At 63.9% G+C, this 16,654-nt stretch carries 16 protein-coding genes; 12 read left to right on the forward strand and 4 right to left on the reverse strand.

The window, feature by feature from the left end; all coding sequences use genetic code 11:
* The first annotated feature begins 19 nt into the window (after positions 1 to 19).
* From tgt to motB, 6 genes are all read left to right on the forward strand, one after another.
* Positions 20 to 1,141 carry a tRNA guanosine(34) transglycosylase Tgt gene (gene tgt / locus VME63_RS09670; RefSeq protein WP_325432679.1) on the forward strand — a complete coding sequence of 374 codons (1,122 nt, stop codon included), beginning with the start codon at positions 20 to 22 and terminating at the stop codon, positions 1,139 to 1,141.
* Between the two features lie 235 nt (positions 1,142 to 1,376).
* A complete protein-coding gene (gene yajC, locus VME63_RS09675; RefSeq protein ID WP_325432681.1) occupies positions 1,377 to 1,706 on the forward strand; it encodes a preprotein translocase subunit YajC in 330 nt (109 codons plus the stop codon).
* 84 nt (positions 1,707 to 1,790) lie between these two features.
* Positions 1,791 to 3,683 carry a protein translocase subunit SecD gene (gene secD / locus VME63_RS09680; protein ID WP_325432683.1) on the forward strand — a complete coding sequence of 631 codons (1,893 nt, stop codon included), beginning with the start codon at positions 1,791 to 1,793 and terminating at the stop codon, positions 3,681 to 3,683.
* A 27-nt stretch (positions 3,684 to 3,710) separates the two neighbouring features.
* Positions 3,711 to 4,673, forward strand: a complete 963-nt coding sequence (gene secF / locus VME63_RS09685; RefSeq protein WP_325432685.1) for a protein translocase subunit SecF — start codon at positions 3,711 to 3,713, stop codon at positions 4,671 to 4,673.
* Between the two features lie 234 nt (positions 4,674 to 4,907).
* On the forward strand, positions 4,908 to 5,777 hold the full coding sequence (gene motA / locus VME63_RS09690) for a flagellar motor stator protein MotA (protein ID WP_325432687.1): 870 nt from the start codon (positions 4,908 to 4,910) through the stop codon (positions 5,775 to 5,777).
* A complete protein-coding gene (motB, locus tag VME63_RS09695) occupies positions 5,774 to 6,787 on the forward strand; it encodes a flagellar motor protein MotB (RefSeq protein ID WP_325432689.1) in 1,014 nt (337 codons plus the stop codon). The genes motA and motB overlap by 4 nt, the downstream gene beginning before the upstream one ends.
* 20 nt (positions 6,788 to 6,807) lie before the next feature.
* On the opposite strand, the gene murU is transcribed toward motB, so the two are convergent.
* From murU to VME63_RS09715, 4 genes are all read right to left on the reverse strand, one after another.
* Positions 6,808 to 7,503 (reverse strand): N-acetylmuramate alpha-1-phosphate uridylyltransferase MurU, encoded by a 696-nt coding sequence (gene murU / locus VME63_RS09700; RefSeq protein WP_325432691.1) that lies wholly within the window; start codon positions 7,501 to 7,503, stop codon positions 6,808 to 6,810.
* Positions 7,500 to 8,513, reverse strand: a complete 1,014-nt coding sequence (locus VME63_RS09705; protein WP_325432693.1) for an aminoglycoside phosphotransferase family protein — start codon at positions 8,511 to 8,513, stop codon at positions 7,500 to 7,502. Before VME63_RS09705 ends, murU begins: the two co-directional genes overlap by 4 nt.
* Positions 8,514 to 8,856: 343 nt before the next feature.
* Positions 8,857 to 10,194, reverse strand: a complete 1,338-nt coding sequence (locus tag VME63_RS09710; protein ID WP_325432695.1) for an ammonium transporter — start codon at positions 10,192 to 10,194, stop codon at positions 8,857 to 8,859.
* 34 nt (positions 10,195 to 10,228) lie between these two features.
* Positions 10,229 to 10,567 (reverse strand): P-II family nitrogen regulator, encoded by a 339-nt coding sequence (locus VME63_RS09715; protein WP_325432918.1) that lies wholly within the window; start codon positions 10,565 to 10,567, stop codon positions 10,229 to 10,231.
* 256 nt (positions 10,568 to 10,823) lie between these two features.
* Between VME63_RS09715 and VME63_RS09720 the strand changes: the two genes are divergently transcribed.
* Genes VME63_RS09720 through VME63_RS09745 form a run of 6 tightly spaced genes read left to right on the forward strand, consistent with a single transcriptional unit; the run spans position 10,824 to position 16,610 of the window.
* Positions 10,824 to 11,285, forward strand: coding sequence for an SUF system Fe-S cluster assembly regulator (locus VME63_RS09720; RefSeq protein WP_325432697.1), 462 nt, complete (start codon positions 10,824 to 10,826; stop codon positions 11,283 to 11,285).
* On the forward strand, positions 11,282 to 12,748 hold the full coding sequence (gene sufB / locus VME63_RS09725) for a Fe-S cluster assembly protein SufB (protein WP_325432699.1): 1,467 nt from the start codon (positions 11,282 to 11,284) through the stop codon (positions 12,746 to 12,748). Before VME63_RS09720 ends, sufB begins: the two co-directional genes overlap by 4 nt.
* Before the next feature lie 20 nt (positions 12,749 to 12,768).
* A complete protein-coding gene (locus VME63_RS09730; protein WP_325432701.1) occupies positions 12,769 to 13,227 on the forward strand; it encodes a lysozyme inhibitor LprI family protein in 459 nt (152 codons plus the stop codon).
* A complete protein-coding gene (gene sufC, locus VME63_RS09735) occupies positions 13,157 to 14,026 on the forward strand; it encodes a Fe-S cluster assembly ATPase SufC (RefSeq protein ID WP_414648235.1) in 870 nt (289 codons plus the stop codon). The genes VME63_RS09730 and sufC overlap by 71 nt, the downstream gene beginning before the upstream one ends.
* Positions 14,023 to 15,336, forward strand: coding sequence for a Fe-S cluster assembly protein SufD (gene sufD / locus VME63_RS09740; RefSeq protein ID WP_325432705.1), 1,314 nt, complete (start codon positions 14,023 to 14,025; stop codon positions 15,334 to 15,336). Before sufC ends, sufD begins: the two co-directional genes overlap by 4 nt.
* A 26-nt stretch (positions 15,337 to 15,362) precedes the next feature.
* Entirely contained in the window at positions 15,363 to 16,610 is a 1,248-nt protein-coding gene (locus tag VME63_RS09745) for a cysteine desulfurase (protein WP_325432707.1), read from the forward strand.
* Positions 16,611 to 16,654 lie beyond the last annotated feature (44 nt).

Consider the following 16,654-nt stretch of genomic DNA (forward strand, 5'->3'; position numbering starts at 1 on the left):
GACACGCGATAATGGGTCAATGACTGCCATGCATTTCGATCTTCTCGCCACCGACGGCGCGGCGCGCCGCGGACGTCTCACTTTCGACCGCGGTACGGTGGAAACGCCGGCATTCATGCCGGTGGGCACCTATGGCTCGGTCAAAGCCATGACGCCGCGCGACCTGGTGGATGTGGGTGCCGAAATCATCCTGGGCAACACCTTCCACCTGTTTTTGCGGCCGGGCCTGGATGTCGTAGGGGCGTTCGGCGGCCTGCATAAGTTCATTGGCTGGAAGGCGCCGATCCTTACCGATTCGGGCGGTTTCCAGGTGTTCTCGCTGGCCCACAAGCGCAAGATCACCGAGCAGGGCGTCACGTTTGCCTCGCCGGTGGATGGCTCCAAAGTGTTCCTCTCGCCGGAGGAATCGATGCGCATCCAGACCGTGCTGGATGCGGACATCGCGATGATCTTCGACGAATGCACGCCGTATCCGGCGAGCGAACGTGTCGCCGCCGAATCGATGGAGCTGAGCTTGCGCTGGGCCGAGCGTTCGCGCCGCGCCTTCGACGAGTTGAAAAATCCCAATGCGCTCTTTGGCATCGTGCAGGGCAGCGTGTATGAACATCTGCGTCGGCGCTCGGCCGAAGGGCTGATGCAGATAGGCTTCGACGGTTACGCGGTGGGCGGCCTGGCAGTGGGCGAGCCGGAGGCCGAGCGCAACCACACGCTGGAGTTGACCGTGCCGCTGCTGCCCCCGGACCGCCCGCGCTATCTGATGGGGGTGGGGCGCCCGGAAGACATCGTGGAAGCGGTACGGCGCGGCATCGACATGTTCGATTGCGTCATGCCTACACGCAACGCGCGCAATGGCTTCCTGTTCACCGACGAAGGCACGTTGCGCATCCGCAATGCCAAGTTCGCCAACGATACGCGGGTGATCGAGGAGGGCTGCGACTGCTACGCCTGCAGCCAAGGCTTCAGCCGCGCCTACCTTCGCCACCTGGACCGCTGCAACGAGATCCTGGGCAGCCAGCTGGCCACCATCCACAACCTGCGCCATTACCAGCGCCTGATGGCGGGCCTGCGCGGGGCGATCGCCGCCGCCTCGCTGGACGATTTCGTGAACGGGTTCTACGCACGCCGCCGCCCCGCCCAATAGCCTTTCGTCCCTATTGCGGGGGCGGCTTGCCGCTTGCGGGGGCAGGGGGCGGCGAACTTTTGGCCTGTTTCGCGGACAAACCGAAAATCTTGCGGCTTGAGCGCCCCTTTCCGCAGGCCCCTCCTTATGGGGTGGGGGTAAACGCAAAAAGCCGTACTCATGGCATAATCCAGGGTCTTTTTATCGGGTGCGCGGCGAAAACTCCTGCTGCGGCCATAACTTGCGGGACGAACCAATGACTTTACCGACCACTTTCGTGCTGGCGCAGGCGGCACCGGGTGCCGCCAGCAGCGGCCTTTCCATGATCCTGCTCATGGTGGCGCTGTTTGGCGTGATGTACTTCATGACGATCCGGCCGCAGATGAAGCGGCAGAAGGAGCACCGCCAGATGGTGGCGGGCCTGGCCAAGGGCGACGAAGTGGTCAGCAACGGCGGTATCGCCGGGCGCGTGGACGACGTGGGCGAGACCTTCATCACGGTGGAGATCGCGCCGAACGTAAAGATCAAGCTGCAGAAAAGCGCGGTCCAGCAGGTGCTGCCGAAAGGCACGCTGAAGTCGTCCTGACCGTTCCGCCATGCGGTGCGGTCTTCCTTCGATTAATTCACGCGATCCCGCGGCCTGGCGCTGCGGTTATTACGGATGCAAGGCATGAGTGATTTTCCCCGCTGGAGATATTACCTGGTCGCCATCGTGCTGGTGATCGGCACTCTGTATGCGTTGCCCAATCTGTACCTGCCCAAGCCGGCGGTGCAGGTGTCGGCCAGCCACACTGCGCCGGTCGATCAGGCCTTGCGGCAGAAGATCGCCTCGGCGCTGCAGGCGGCCAAGATCCCGTACCTGGACGAGAGCATCAAGCACGACAAGAGCGGCGGCGACCTGGTGCTGATCGGCTTCGCCAATGGCGACCAGCAGAAGAATGCCGCCGATACGCTGCGTCCGCTGCTGGGTGACGACTACACCGTCGCCTACAACCTGCAATCGACCGTGCCGGCCTGGCTCAGCGCCATCGGCGGCCGCTCCATGCCGCTGGGCCTGGACCTGCAGGGCGGCGTGCGCTTCCTGATGGCGGTCGACCAGAACGACGTCATCGACAAACAGGAAACGCGCTACACGCAAGACATTGCCGCGTGGCTGAAAGAGAAGAAAATTCCGTTCATTTCGGTGGCCCGCAATGCCACCCGCGGCCAGGGCGTGGTCGTGGTGCTGGGTTCGGCCGCCGACCGCTCCGCCGCCAGCGACGCCATCGCCACCGAGTACACCGATCTCAATGTCACCGACGGCACCCATACCGGCGACCGCTACCTGCTCAACGCGGTGATCAAGCCGGACAAGCTGCGTGACCTGGCCAAGGCCGCGATCACTCAGAACCTTGCCACGCTGAGCAACCGCATCAATGCGCTGGGCGTGTCCGAGCCGGTGATCCAGGCACAGGGCGAAGACCACATCTCGGTGGAGCTTGCCGGTGTACAAGATCCGGCCGAGGCGAAGAAGGTGATCGGTGCCACCGCCACGCTGGAATACGTGGCGGGCCTGGGCGACGGCCGCGATCCGGCCGTGCAGGATGCGGTGAAGACCGGCAACATCCCACCCGACGCGCACCTGTATTACGGCACGCATGGTGAGCCATACCTGGTGAGCAAAACACCCATCGCCACCGGCGACGAGCTGATCGACGCCGCCTCGGGCAACGACCAGCAGACCGGTTCGCCGATGGTCAGCGTCACGCTCAATTCGGCTGGCGCCGCCAAGATGCTCGACTTCACCCGCGACAACGTCGGCAAGCCGATGGCGGTGGTCTACATCGAGCGCTCCACCGACACCAAGATGGTCGACGGCAAGGAAGTACGTACGCCCAAGACCACCTACCAGGTGATCAACTACGCCACCATCCAGGGCGTCTTCAGCAACAAGTTCCAGACCACCGGCCTTGAAAGTTCCAAGGCGGCCTCGGAGCTGGCACTGATGCTCAAGGGCGGTTCGCTGGCGGCGTCGATGGACATCGTCTCCGAAGGCGTGATCGGTCCGAGCCTGGGCCAGGACAACATCGACAAAGGTCTGAAGGCCGTGCTGCTGGGCCTGGGCCTGGTGCTGGTGGCCGCGGCGATCTACTACAAGCTGTTTGGCCTGGTGGCCGACGTGGCGCTGTTCTTCAACCTGGTGATCCTGGTGGCGGTGATGTCGGCCATCGGCGTTACGCTCACCATGCCTGGCATTGCCGGTATCGTGCTGACGCTGGGCATGGCGATCGACGCCAACGTGCTGATCTGCGAACGCGTGCGCGAGGAACTGCGCAACGGCTCCACGCCGCTGGCGGCGATCCGCGCCGGCTACGAGAAGGCGTGGGCGACGATTCTCGACGCCAACGTCACCCACCTTATCGCCGCATTGGCGCTGACCACGATGGGCTCGGGCCCGATCAAGGGCTTCGGCGTGACGCTGCTGATCGGTATCCTGACCTCGATGTTCACCTCGGTCACGGTCACGCATGCCATCACCGCGTTGATCCACGGTGGCCGCAAGCTGAAAACGCTGTCGGTGTAAGACCCTATTCGGGCTCTGAGGGAATTCATGGAAATTTTCAATCACAACAGCAATATCCACTTCCTGCGCATCCGCACGTTCACGGTTGGCATTGCCGTCGTGCTGATGCTGGTCTCGATCGGGCTGCTGGCAACGCGCGGCCTTAACTACGGCCTGGATTTCACCGGCGGCGTCAGCGTCGATGTGACCTATGACAAGCCCGTGGTGGTGGAAGAGGTGCGCAGCGCGCTCGACAAGGGCGGCATCGTCAACGCCATCGTGCAGAGCGTGGGCGGTACGCGCCAGGTGTCGATCCGCTTCCAGCCCAAGGACGACACGCACTACACCGATCAAGGCAAGTCGCCCAACCTGGACCTGATCGCCGCCGACGTCTCCAAGGCGCTGCAGGCGCCGCGCCCGGACGCCAAGATCGCCGGGCGCAGCTACGTTGGTCCGCAGGTAGGCGAACAGCTGCGCAGCGACGGTGTCACCGCCGCGATCTTCGTGATCATCGGCATCGGCATCTATCTCTGGATCCGCTTCGAACGCCGTTTCGCCATTGCCGCCTTGGCCACCGAAGTGCACGACGTGCTGGTGACGCTGGGCGTGATCTCGCTGGTGCAGCGCGAATTCGACCTTACCGTGCTTGCCTCGGTGCTGGCGGTGATCGGCTACTCGATCAACGACAAGGTGGTGGTGTTTGACCGTATCCGCGAACTGTTTCGTTCCTCGCGCAAGGCCGATCCGGAAGAAGTGCTCAATCGCTCGATCAACAGCACGTTGTCGCGAACCATCATCACGTCGTTGTTTACCAGCATTGCGATGGCGGCTCTGTATTTCTTCGGCGGTCCCACGGTGCACGGTTTCGCAATCACGATGCTGATCGGCATCCTGGTCGGTACCTTGTCCTCGATCTTCGTGGCCAGCCCGATCCTGCTGTGGCTGGGCGTGTCGAAGAAAGACCTGATGCCGGTGACGCGCGAGAATCCGGAGCTGGCGCGCCGTCCCTGATCGCCCGCGACATGTGCGTGTCATTAACGGCCCGGTTATCCGGGCCGTTTTTATTTGCGTGTGCGCGGTCACGTTTCATGAACTTTTGCGCGCCAAATGTGACGCTGCGTGTCACTTACGTGCAGCGAAGGCCATCTTCTCCGGCATTTTCCCGGATGAGCGCGATCCATCCTTAACTTTACCGATCGACGGTCGATAAGCGCAAAGAGACGCCGTGTCCCCAATGGAGTTCACATGCTTGTCCTGATTGGATCCCTGGTCGTGTTGTCTTGCGTGATGGGCGGTTATCTGCTCTCGCACGGACAGCTTCTTGCGCTATGGCAACCCAATGAGCTGATGATCATCGGCGGCGGTGCCGTGGGTGCGTTCCTTTCGGCCAATTCCTCAAAGATCGTGAAGGGCGCGCTGAGCAACATCGCGGCCTTGTTCAAGGGCCCCAAATACCGCAAGCAGGATTACGTGGATCTGCTCGCGCTGCTCTATGACATCTTCGGCTTCATCCGCAAGCAAGGTTTGATGAGCCTGGAAGCGCATATCGAAGATCCGCAGGCGAGTTCGATTTTCAACGCCTATCCGCGCCTGTTGAAAGAGCACGAGCTGATCGAATTCATCACCGACTGCCTGCGCCTGATGGTGGGCGGCAACATGAATCCGCACGAGCTGGAGCAATTGCTGGAGGTGGAGTTGGAATCCCACCAGCACGAAGCGGAGGCACCGGCCTTGGCGGTGGTGAAAACGGCCGATGCCTTGCCCGGCTTCGGCATCGTGGCCGCCGTGCTCGGCATCGTCACCACCATGTCGCAGCTCGGTGGCGACACGTCGCAGATCGGCGAACACATCGCCGGTGCGCTGGTGGGCACCTTTCTGGGCATCCTGCTTTGCTACGGTTTCGTCGGGCCGCTGGGCGCGGCGATGGAAAATCGCGTGCATGAAGATGGCAAGGCGTTCGAGTGCGTCAAGGTTGCCCTGCTGGCGAGCCTGCGCGGCTATAACCCGAAGGTGTCGGTGGAGTTCGCGCGCAAGACGCTGTCGCCGCATACCCGGCCGAATTTCCAGGATTTCGAAGAACACCTCAAGGGCGCGCGCGCGGGAGCTTCGGCGTGAACGAGCATGGCGGCGACCCGCTGATCGTGGTTCGCCGTGGACGCCGCAAGCGTCACAGCCATCACGGCGGCGCATGGAAGGTGGCTTACGCCGACTTCGTAACGGCGATGATGGCGTTCTTCCTGGTGATGTGGCTGATCGGCGTGGGCAATAAGCAGCAGCGCGCGGCGATTGCCGAATACTTCAAGAATCCGAGCATGACGCCGGGCACGGCCACGATGGCGCCGCCGGGCAAGGTAGGCCCCGGCGGCGCCAGCGACAGCGCGATCCGGCTCGGCGGCGCGCTGGACATGCCGCATGGCCCCGGCAAGGACCGGCGTGCATCGCGCTCGCCCGCCACGCCCGCCGAAGTGGAAAAGCTGGCGCGCGAGCAGGAAAAGCAGCGCCTGGAAAACCTGATGAAGCAATTGCACGCCGCCATTGAAAAGAGTCAGGCGCTGGAGCCGTTCAAGGATCAATTGCTGCTAGACATCACGCCCGAAGGCCTGCGCATCCAGATCGTGGACAAGCAGAACCGCCCGATGTTCGACACCGGCAGCGCCATGCTCAAACCCTACACCGTGGAGATCTTGCACGAGCTGGCCGGCTTCATTAACCAGGCACCGAACAAGATCAGCATTTCCGGGCACACCGACGATGCGCCGTACGTGGGCGAGGCCGGCTACAGCAACTGGGAACTGTCGGCCGATCGCGCCAATGCTGCGCGTCGCGCCTTGCTGGGCGGCGGCTTAGTGCAGGACAAGATCGCGCGCATAGTGGGGCTTTCCGATTCGGTGCCGTTCGACAAGAGCGATCCCAGCGCTCCGATCAATCGCCGCATCAGCATCATCATGATGACTAAGCAGGCGCAGGATGCGGCGATGTCGCAGGAGGAGGCTTCCAGCACGCCGGCAACGCAGGATGCATCGGTGGCGGCAGCGCCGGCACCCGCGGCAGCGCCGCGTACGCTGCCGGGCGTGGCGACGGTGACCGCCGTGCCGTCTTCGCCGCCGCCTTCAGGTGCGCCCTGACACGGCGCAGGGTGCGGGCGTCAATCGTTCTGCAGTGAGGCCAGGCGTTCGGGTGTGCCCACATCCGTCCAGATGCCGGCATGCCGCTGGCCGCCGACCTTTCCATGCGCGATCGCGTGATCCAGCAATGGCCTGAGCTTGAAGCGCGGCGGTTTGCGCGCGTCTGCCTCGTTGTTGACGACCAGCGATGCCCAGTTATCCAGCAGCTCGCGGCGGAACACGCCGATGCCGCTGTAGGTGAGCTTGGGCTCGCCATCGGATGTGAGCCATCCCCGATCGTCAAGGGCGAAATCGCCGGCGGGGTGGTGCGCGGGATTGTCCACCAACAGCAGATGCGCAAGGCCTTTGGGCTCGGTCGGCAGTTTGCGCAAATCCGCGTCGGTCCAGACATCGCCGCTGATCGCCAGGAACGGCTCCGGCCCCAGCAGCGGCAGCGCGTTGAGCATGCCTCCACCGGTTTCCAGCGGAACCGGGCCTTCATAGGCGTAGCGGATGCGCAGGCCCCAGCGCGAACCATCGCCCAGCACATCGGGAAATTGTTCGGCCAGGTGCGAGGTGTTGATCACCACGTAACGCACGTCCATCGCCGCCAGCTTTTCCAGATGCCACACGATGAGCGGCTTGCCGCGTACGGGCAGCAGCGGTTTGGGCGTGCGGTCGGTGAGCGGCCGCATGCGCTCGCCCAGGCCCGCCGCGAAAATCAGGGCGTGTCTCATGCGGTGGCAACCTGGGTGAGGTCGCGGTCCTGCGCGTGGCGCTCAAGCAAGGCCACCAGTCCGTGCAGCTCCGGATAACTGCGCGCAACGGACGCAACGTAGTGATAAACGCGCGGCACGTCGGCCAGATAGCCGGATTTGCCGTCCCGGTACCAGAGCCGGTAGAACTGCCCCAGCACGCGGATATGGCGATGCATGCCGGTGAGATCGAACCAGCGCAGGAAACGTTGCGGGCCGACGTTGTCGCCAAGGATGCGCGCCTCCCGCAATCGCAACCGATACGATTCCACCCATGCGTGGACGCGATCGCGTGGCCAGGCGACGTAGGCGTCGCGCAGCAGCGAAGCGAGGTCGTAGGTGATCGGCCCGGCCAGCGCGCCCTGGAAATCGATGATGCCGGGGTTGTTGTCCTCAACGATCAACAGATTGCGGCTGTGGAAATCGCGATGTACGAAGCAGCGCGGCTGCTCCAGCATGTTTGCCAGCAGCACCTCGAACGCGGCGTCGAGTATCTGTTGCTCGGCGTGGTCGGGCGTGTGCTTCAGATGCCGGCCGAGAAACCATTCCGGCATCACCTCCAGCCCACGCATCACCACGCCCTGGTCGAACGGCGGCAGATCGGCGTAATCCATGCGGCTCTGGATGCGCAGCAAGGCGTTCATGGCGTCGCCGTAGAGCGCATCGGCATTGGTGTCGTTCAAGCTCGACAGATACAGGCGCGAACCAAGATCCTCGATAAGCAGGAAGCCTTGCTCCAGATCGGTCTTGTACACCGCCGGAACATGCAGGCCGGCGGCACGAAGGCGCTCGCCGATCGCCAGCCATGGGCGCGGATCTTCCTGCGTGGGAGGCGAATCCATCACGATCCAGCTGCGGCCTTCGTGATACGTGCGCCAGTAGCTGCGGAAGCTTGCGTCGGCCGACGCCGGCGCCAGCGTCAGTGCAGGGTCGCCAAGGGCGGTGCGGGTCCAGGTGAGGCGGGCGGTGGCGCGATCGTGCGTGCTTTGCATGGAGGCATTCGTTGCGGAAACACGCAAAGCTTAGAGCCTGTGCCTGCCAAACGCATGGTTGTGCAGCATCATGCGCTCTCCCCTACGTGCATTAGGGGATGGTTGGGTGAAGTGAAGCCCATCAACCTCGCGGCAAGCCCGAGCCACCCCTCCCAACCTCCCCCTGCAAAGCAGGGGGAGGGGTGAAAGGCAGAGCATCATGAAAAGTTGCACGCACGATGCTCCCTCCCCTACGTGCAGTAGGGGAGGGCTGGGGTGGGGTGAAGCCATCAACCTCGCGGCAAGCCCGAGCTACCCATTCCCACTCCCCAGCAAAGCAAGAGGAGCGTCGAAAAGCGGCTTATCAGGAGAGGTTGTAGGCACGTTCCTCATGTTCGGCGATATCCAGCCCGACCTGCTCCTGCTCCGGCTCCACGCGCAAGCCGACGATGAGGTTCACCAGCTTCAAGATGCCCCAGGTCAACAAGGCGCTCCACGCGATCGTGAAGCCCACGCCCTTGGCCTGGATCCACAGTTGCGCCAGCGGTTCGGTCACGTTGCCGAAACCACCCAGCTTCGGCGCGGCGAACGGACCGGTCAGCAGCGCGCCGATGATGCCGGCGATGGCGTGCACGCCGAACACGTCGAGCGTGTCGTCATAACCCAGCTTGTGCTTGAGCCGCGTGGCGGAGAAGAAACACACCGCACCGGCCGCCAGGCCGATGATCAGAGCCCCGCCCGGTCCCGCCGTGCCCGCCGCCGGGGTGATCGCGACCAGCCCCGCCACGGCGCCGGAGGCCGCGCCCAGCACGCTGGCGCGCTTGTGCATGATCCATTCCACCGCGACCCAGCCGATTGTCGCGGCGGCGGTGGCGATCTGCGTGACCAGCATCGCCATGCCGGCATTGCCGTTGGCGGCCACCGCCGAACCCGCATTGAAACCGAACCAGCCCAGCCACAGCATGCTTGCGCCAATCACCGTATAACCGAGGTTGTGCGGCGGCATATGCGTATGCGGATAGCCCCGCCGTTTGCCGGCAACCAGGCACGCGACGAGGCCGGCGATGCCCGCGTTGATGTGCACTACCGTACCGCCGGCGAAATCGAGCACGCCCAGGTCGCCCAACAGCGAGCCCGGGCCGCTCCACACCATGTGTGCGATCGGCAGATAGACGAAGGTCAGCCACAACCCGCTGAAAATCAGCATCGCGCTGAACTTCATGCGCTCGGCGAAAGCGCCGATGATCAGCGCCGGGGTGATGATGGCGAAGGTCAGCTGGAACATGACGTACACGCTTTCGGGCACCGTCTGGTACAGCGAATTGGGCGTGAGTCCGGCCAGCATCACGCGGTCGAAGCCACCGATGATCGAATGCCAGTTAGTGACGCCTGCGTGCATGCCTTGCGTGCTGAACGCCATCGAGTAGCCGTAGACCATCCACAGCACCGTCACCAGCGACGTGATGGCCAGGCATTGCATCATCACCGACAGCAGGTTTTTCGAACGCACCATGCCGCCGTAGAACAACGCGACACCGGGGATCGTCATCATCAGCACGAAGGCGCTGGCCACGATCATCCAGGCGGTGTCGCCGCTGTTGAGCGCGGGCGTGGGCGTGGCCTGGGCGAAGGCGGGCAGGGTGGTGGCCAGGCCAAGCACGAGCGTGGCGAGGCGGGCGGCAGTGCGGTGCGTGGTTGTCATGCGACGTTCCCTTCCCCTTTCAACGGTTCTCCCCTCAAAGCGCATCGGCGTCCACCTCCTGCGTGCGGATACGGATCACCTGTTCCAAGTCGTTTACGAAAATCTTGCCGTCGCCGACCTTGCCCGTGCGGGCGGCGCGGGTGATGGCTTCGATGGCGATGTCGGCCTGGTCGTCCGCCACCGCGATTTCGACCTTCAGCTTGGGCAGGAAATCGACCACGTACTCGGCGCCGCGATACAGCTCGGTATGGCCGCGCTGGCGGCCGAAGCCCTTGACCTCGGTGACGGTCATGCCCTGCACCCCGGCCTCGCCGAGGGCTTCGCGGACGTCGTCCAGCGTAAAGGGCTTGATGATCGCGGTAATCCACTTCATGCGTACAGGCTCCCCATGGACGGCTTTGTTGCGGTACAGCAGAATACGTGCCAGCGCGGGGACAGTCCCGGCAAAGCGCGCCAGCAAGCCATTGGCGGCCACCCGTGCGGACGCCTGTGCGGTCCGGCGGTGCTTATCTTGGTGCAATCGATGTACCGAATTGGTGCAATTGACCGCACATGCAAACGCCGGCCGGATTGACCATCGCGCCCGCAATCTGTACCATTTTGGTCTGAATTAACGCGGTGCCTCCCCCATGTTCCGTGTCAGCCGCTTGACCGATTACGCCACGGTGGTGATGACCTGCATCGCCGCGCACCCCGATGCCGTGCTCAGCACGGCCGACATCGCCGAGCAGGCACATCTGGAACTGCCTACGGTCAGCAAGTTGCTCAAGTCGCTGGGGCATGCCGGGCTGGTGGATTCGTTCCGCGGCGTCAACGGCGGTTATCGCCTGGCGCGCCCGGCGCAGGACATCAGCGTGGCCGAGATCGTGGAGGCGATGGAGGGGCCGCTGGGCATGACCGAATGCAGCTTGAGCGAAGGCCATTGCGAACGCCAGCAGCAGTGCGGCGTGCGCGGCAGCTGGCAACGCATCAACAACGTCTTGGACAACGCTTTGCGCTCGATGAGCCTGGCCGACATGCTGCGCCCCGCCGCGCACGCACCCGTGGCCACCGTCGCGCTTACCGAATTGAAAGGCAGGACCGCACCATGACCATCGAAAACGATAGCCCCGCCGTGCTGCGCGACAACGCCGAAGTCGCCGCCGCGCTCGGCCGTCGCTACGACGCCGGTTTCGTCACCGAAATCGAAACGCACAGCCTGCCGCCGGGGTTGTCCGAAGACATCGTGTGCCAGCTTTCCGCGCTCAAGGGCGAGCCGCAGTGGATGACCCAATGGCGGCTGAAAGCCTATCGCCACTGGCTCACCATGCCGGCGCCGCACTGGGCCAAGCTCAACATCGGGCCGATCGATTTCCAGGCGATCAGCTACTACGCCTCGCCGAAAAATCGCCCCAAATCGCTCGACGAAGTCGATCCGAAACTGCTGGAAACCTACGACAAGCTCGGCGTGCCGCTGCACGAGCGCGCCAAGCTGGCCGGCGTTGCGGTCGATGCGGTGTTCGATTCAGTCTCGGTGGGCACCACCTTCCGCAAGGAGCTGGCCGACGCGGGCGTGATCTTCTGCTCGATGAGCGAGGCCATCCGCGAATACCCCGAGCTGGTGCAAACCTACCTCGGCAGCGTGGTGCCGGTGGGCGACAACTACTTTGCCGCGCTGAATTCGGCGGTGTTTTCCGACGGTTCGTTCGTGTTCATTCCCAAGGGCGTGCGCTGCCCGATGGAGCTGTCCACCTACTTCCGCATCAATGCCGGCCACACCGGACAGTTCGAACGCACGCTGATCATCGCCGAAGACGGCGCCTACGTGTCCTACCTCGAAGGCTGCACCGCGCCGATGCGCGATGAGAACCAGCTGCACGCGGCCGTGGTGGAGCTGGTCGCGCTGGAAAAAGCGCAGATCAAGTATTCGACCGTGCAGAACTGGTATCCGGGCGACGAGGAAGGCCGCGGCGGCATCTACAACTTCGTTACCAAGCGCGGCGATTGCCGCGGCGACGATGCGAAAATTTCCTGGACGCAGGTGGAAACCGGTTCGGCCATCACCTGGAAATACCCCAGCTGCGTGCTGCGCGGCGATCGTTCGGTGGGCGAGTTCTATTCCGTGGCGCTGACCCACCATCGCCAGCAGGCCGATACCGGCACCAAGATGATCCACATCGGCAAGGGCACCAAATCCAAGATCGTGTCCAAGGGCATCAGTGCCGGCCGCAGCTCCAACAGTTATCGCGGCCTGGTAAAAGTGGAGAAGGGCGCCGAAGGTGCGCGCAACTACACGCAGTGCGATTCGCTGTTGATCGGCAAGAAGTGCGGCGCGCACACCTTTCCCTACATGGAAGTGAAAAACCCCAGCGCCATCGTCGAGCACGAGGCGACCACCTCCAAGATCTCCGACGACCAGCTGTTCTACTGCCGCGCCCGCGGCATTGGCGAAGAAGACGCCGTGTCGATGATCGTCGACGGTTTCTGCAAGCAGGTGTTCCGCGAGCTGCCGATGGAATTTGCGGTCGAGGCGAAGAAGCTGCTCGAAATCTCGCTGGAAGGGGCGGTGGGATGAAAACCCTGTTGGCGGCATGCATGCTGCTGATCGCCTGTGCCGTGCAAGCGGACCAGCCGCCGTCCGATCAACAGATCGTGGACCGTTACTGCGCCAAGGCCGACACCCAGGCGGACATGAACCAGTGCGCGCAAGACGCGGTATCGGCGGCGGATAAGGAACTCAACGCGACCTATCAGGCCGTGCTCAAGAAATGGGCAGCTTATCCGGTCATGCTCGACAAGCTGCGGCAGTCGCAACGCCAGTGGCTGTCCTATCGCGATGCGGACCTCAAGGCGCGCTTTGCCATCGAAGACGGCGAGGGCGCCGAGCGCGGCACCGCTTATCCCGCTGCGTACGCATTTTATCAAGCAAGCCTGGAACGCGAGCGCACCGCTCGCCTGTGCGAATACCTGCGCGGCACGGCGTATGGAGAGCGCGATTCGGCACCCTGCGCCGAGCTCGTCAAGCATCCTCTCATCGTACCGAACACTCATTGACGTCCTTAAAGCCAAATCTATCGCCATGCTGAAGATCGAAAACCTGCACGCCCGCGTCGAGGGCAAAGACATCCTCAAGGGGCTTTCGCTTACCGTGAAGCCGGGCGAAGTGCACGCCATCATGGGGCCCAATGGGGCCGGCAAGTCGACCCTGGGCAACGTGCTGTCCGGTCGCGACGGTTATGAAGTCACCGAAGGTTCGGTCGTCTTCGAAGGGCGCGATCTGCTGGCGCTGGAGCCGGAAGAGCGGGCCGCCGCCGGGGTGTTTCTCGCCTTCCAGTATCCGGTGGAAATTCCCGGCGTGAACAACACCTATTTCCTGCGTGCCGCGCTCAACGCACAGCGCAAGCAACGTAGCGAGGCAGAGCTGGATTCCATGCAGTTTCTCAAGCTGGTGCGCGAGAAGCTCAAGATCATGCAGATCTCCGACGAGCTGCTGCATCGTGCCGTCAACGAGGGTTTCTCGGGCGGCGAAAAAAAGCGCAACGAAATTTTCCAGATGGCCGTGCTGGAACCGAAGCTGGCCATTCTGGACGAAACCGATTCGGGGCTGGACATCGATGCGCTCAAGCAGGTCGCGCAAGGCGTGAACGCGCTGCGTTCGCCTGAGCGCGCGTTCCTGGTGATTACCCACTATCAGCGTCTGCTCGATTACATCGAGCCCGATTTCGTGCACGTGCTGGCGGATGGCCGCATTGTCGAAAGCGGCGACAAAACGCTGGCGCTGAAGCTGGAAGAACACGGTTATGCATGGGTCGCCGAGCGCGATCCGGCGCCGGCTGCCGGGGCACGTGCATGAGCCAGTCACCGGCTTCGCTACCCTTCATCGAAGGGCTGCGCGACGCGGCGAACCTGCGCCTGCCCGGTAGCGGGCACGCCTGGCTGGATGCCGCGCGGCGCGAAAACCTGGAAGCCTTCGTTGCCGCGGGGTTGCCCGATACCCGTGCCGAGGCATGGAAATACACGACGCTGCGTGCGCTCGGTCAACGCCGTTTCGCGTTGGGCGACGCCGCGGCCGCCAAGCACGCCGTCGATCCGCATACGCTGGTGTTGCCGGGCGTGGAAGGCCCGCGCCTGGTGTTCGTCAACGGCGTGTTCCGGGCCGATCTGTCACGCCTGGATGCATTGCCGGCGGGCCTCACCCTGCAGCCGTTGTCGCAAGTGTTGGAGCGTGATCCCGAACCGCTGCGCTTCGCGCTCAGCCGGCATTACCGCGAGACCGGCGACGTATTCGCCCAGCTCAATGCGGCGATGGCGGGCGAGGGCGTGGTATTGCGCGTGGCGGCCGGCGCGCGCATCGGCAAGCCCGTGCAGTTGTGTTTCGTGGGCGCGCCCGCGCAGGGCGAGCTGGCCTGGCACGTGCGCAACGTGATCGAGCTGGGTGAAGGCGCGCAGCTCAACCTGGTCGAACATCACCTGGCCACCACCCAGAACAAGCACCTTGGCACGCTGGTCGGCGATATCGTCGTGCATGACGGTGCACAGCTGCAGCACGTGCTGCTGCAGAGCGCCGCCGAAGAGAGCACGCTGATCCGCCGCAGCAGCCTGCGCCTGGGCGCCAAGTCGCAGGCGGCGCTGTATGCGCTGGAACTGGGCGGCGCGCTGGTACGCCACGATCTGCATGCGGAACTTCGCGGCGACGGGGCACGCATCGATACGCGCGGCGTGTTCGTGTTGCGCGGACGCCAGCACGTGGATACGCAGCTTTCGATCCGGCACCAGGCCCTGGACACCGCCTCCGAATCGGTGTGGCGCGGTGTCGCCGACGAACGCTCGCGCGGCGTGTTCCGCGGTGCGATCGTGGTGGCCGAGGGGGCCGATGGCAGCGACGCCAGCCTCAGCAACAAAAACCTGCTGCTCTCGGCGCTGGCGGAGATCGATACCAAGCCGGAGCTTGAAATCTATGCCGATGAGGTGAAGGCCGCGCACGGCGCCACCGTCGGCCAGCTCGACGAGCGCGCGATGTTCTACCTGCGTTCGCGCGGCCTGCCGCAGGCCGAGGCACGGGCGCTGCTCACCGCCGCGTTCTGCCGCGCCGTGTTTGCGGCGCTGCCGAACGAAACCCTGCGCGATCACTTTTCCCATGCGCTGATCGCGCACCTGCCGTAACACACCTGTCATCCAGACGGTCCGCCATGAACGCCAAGCCCAGCCAGCCTTCCCTCGATTTCGACGTGCAGCGGGTGCGCGAGGATTTCCCATTGCTGCGCCGTACGGTGCATGGCAAGCCGCTGGTGTATCTGGATAACGCCAATACCAGCCAGAAGCCGCGGCAGGTGATCGAGGCGGTGGACCGGCATTACCGCGAGCACAATGCGAACGTGGCGCGCGCGGTGCACCAGCTCGGCGAAGAGGCCACGGCCGCTTACGAAAGCGCGCGCGATAAGCTGGCCGGTTTCATCAACGCCAGTTCGCGCAACGAAGTGGTGCTGACCTCCGGCACCACGCAGTCGATGAACCTGGTGGCCTACAGCTACGCGTTGCCGCGCCTCAAGCCCGGCGATACGATCCTCACCACCGTGATGGAGCACCACGCCAACATCGTGCCGTGGCAGTTGGTGGCGATGCGCAGCGGTGCGACAGTGAAAGCGGCGCCGATCAATGAGCGCGGCGAATTGATCGTCGAAAAATTCTTCGAGCTGCTGACGCCGGACGTAAAGCTTGCCTGCGTCACCCATGTTTCCAACGTGCTAGGCACGGTCAACCCCGTGCGCGAGATCGCGCGCGAATGCCGCCGTCGCGGTATCCCGTTGCTGGTGGATGGTTCGCAGGCGCTGCCGCACCGTCCGGTGGACGTGCAGGCGCTCGGCTGCGATTTCTACGCGCTGACCGGCCACAAGATGCTGGCGCCCACCGGCACCGGCGCGCTGTGGGCCAAGCGTGAACACCTGCAGGCCATGCCGCCGTTCTTCGGTGGCGGCGAGATGATTCGCGAAGTGCGTTTGGACGGCACCACCTTCGCCGAACCGCCGCACAAGTTTGAAGCGGGCACGCCAAACATCGCCGGCTTTGCGGGCGTCGGCGCCGCCATCGATTACATCCAGGCGCTGGGCTTCGATGCGACGCGCGCGTGGGAGCACGAGCTGCTTGTTTACGCCACCGAACGCCTGCGCGAGGTTCCTGGTTTGCGCATCTTCGGCGAAGCGGCGGAAAAAGAGCCGGTCATTTCCTTTTTGATCGAAGGCGCGCAAGCGACGGATCTCGCGACGCTGCTTGACCTGGAAGGCGTGGCGGTGCGCTCGGGCCATCATTGTGCGCATCCGCTGATGCAGTTCTACGGCGTGCCCGCCACGCTGCGCGCATCGCTGGCGTTCTACAACACGCGCGAAGAAATCGACGCATTCGTCGCGGCCTTGCTCAAGGTGCGCAAACTGTTGCTTTGACCGTTTCGCACGGTATTGCAGCGAAACGGCGCGCGGCGGGTAGC

Source organism: Dyella sp., assembly GCF_035503745.1.
Lineage (GTDB): Bacteria > Pseudomonadota > Gammaproteobacteria > Xanthomonadales > Rhodanobacteraceae > Dyella_B.

Excerpts from the sequence above, each read along its gene's own strand:
- sufC (WP_414648235.1), top strand. The coding sequence starts at position 13,157 with ATGGAGAGCGCGATTCGGCACCCTGCGCCGAGCTCGTCAAGCATCCTC.
- VME63_RS09745 (WP_325432707.1), top strand. The coding sequence starts at position 15,363 with ATGAACGCCAAGCCCAGCCAGCCTTCCCTCGATTTCGACGTGCAGCGG.
- VME63_RS09710 (WP_325432695.1), bottom strand. The coding sequence starts at position 10,194 with ATGACAACCACGCACCGCACTGCCGCCCGCCTCGCCACGCTCGTGCTT.
- murU (WP_325432691.1), bottom strand. The coding sequence starts at position 7,503 with ATGAGACACGCCCTGATTTTCGCGGCGGGCCTGGGCGAGCGCATGCGG.
- yajC (WP_325432681.1), top strand. The coding sequence starts at position 1,377 with ATGACTTTACCGACCACTTTCGTGCTGGCGCAGGCGGCACCGGGTGCC.
- VME63_RS09720 (WP_325432697.1), top strand. The coding sequence starts at position 10,824 with ATGTTCCGTGTCAGCCGCTTGACCGATTACGCCACGGTGGTGATGACC.
- secD (WP_325432683.1), top strand. The coding sequence starts at position 1,791 with ATGAGTGATTTTCCCCGCTGGAGATATTACCTGGTCGCCATCGTGCTG.
- VME63_RS09705 (WP_325432693.1), bottom strand. The coding sequence starts at position 8,513 with ATGCAAAGCACGCACGATCGCGCCACCGCCCGCCTCACCTGGACCCGC.
- motA (WP_325432687.1), top strand. The coding sequence starts at position 4,908 with ATGCTTGTCCTGATTGGATCCCTGGTCGTGTTGTCTTGCGTGATGGGC.
- secF (WP_325432685.1), top strand. The coding sequence starts at position 3,711 with ATGGAAATTTTCAATCACAACAGCAATATCCACTTCCTGCGCATCCGC.
- sufD (WP_325432705.1), top strand. The coding sequence starts at position 14,023 with ATGAGCCAGTCACCGGCTTCGCTACCCTTCATCGAAGGGCTGCGCGAC.
- VME63_RS09730 (WP_325432701.1), top strand. The coding sequence starts at position 12,769 with ATGCTGCTGATCGCCTGTGCCGTGCAAGCGGACCAGCCGCCGTCCGAT.
- tgt (WP_325432679.1), top strand. The coding sequence starts at position 20 with ATGACTGCCATGCATTTCGATCTTCTCGCCACCGACGGCGCGGCGCGC.
- sufB (WP_325432699.1), top strand. The coding sequence starts at position 11,282 with ATGACCATCGAAAACGATAGCCCCGCCGTGCTGCGCGACAACGCCGAA.
- VME63_RS09715 (WP_325432918.1), bottom strand. The coding sequence starts at position 10,567 with ATGAAGTGGATTACCGCGATCATCAAGCCCTTTACGCTGGACGACGTC.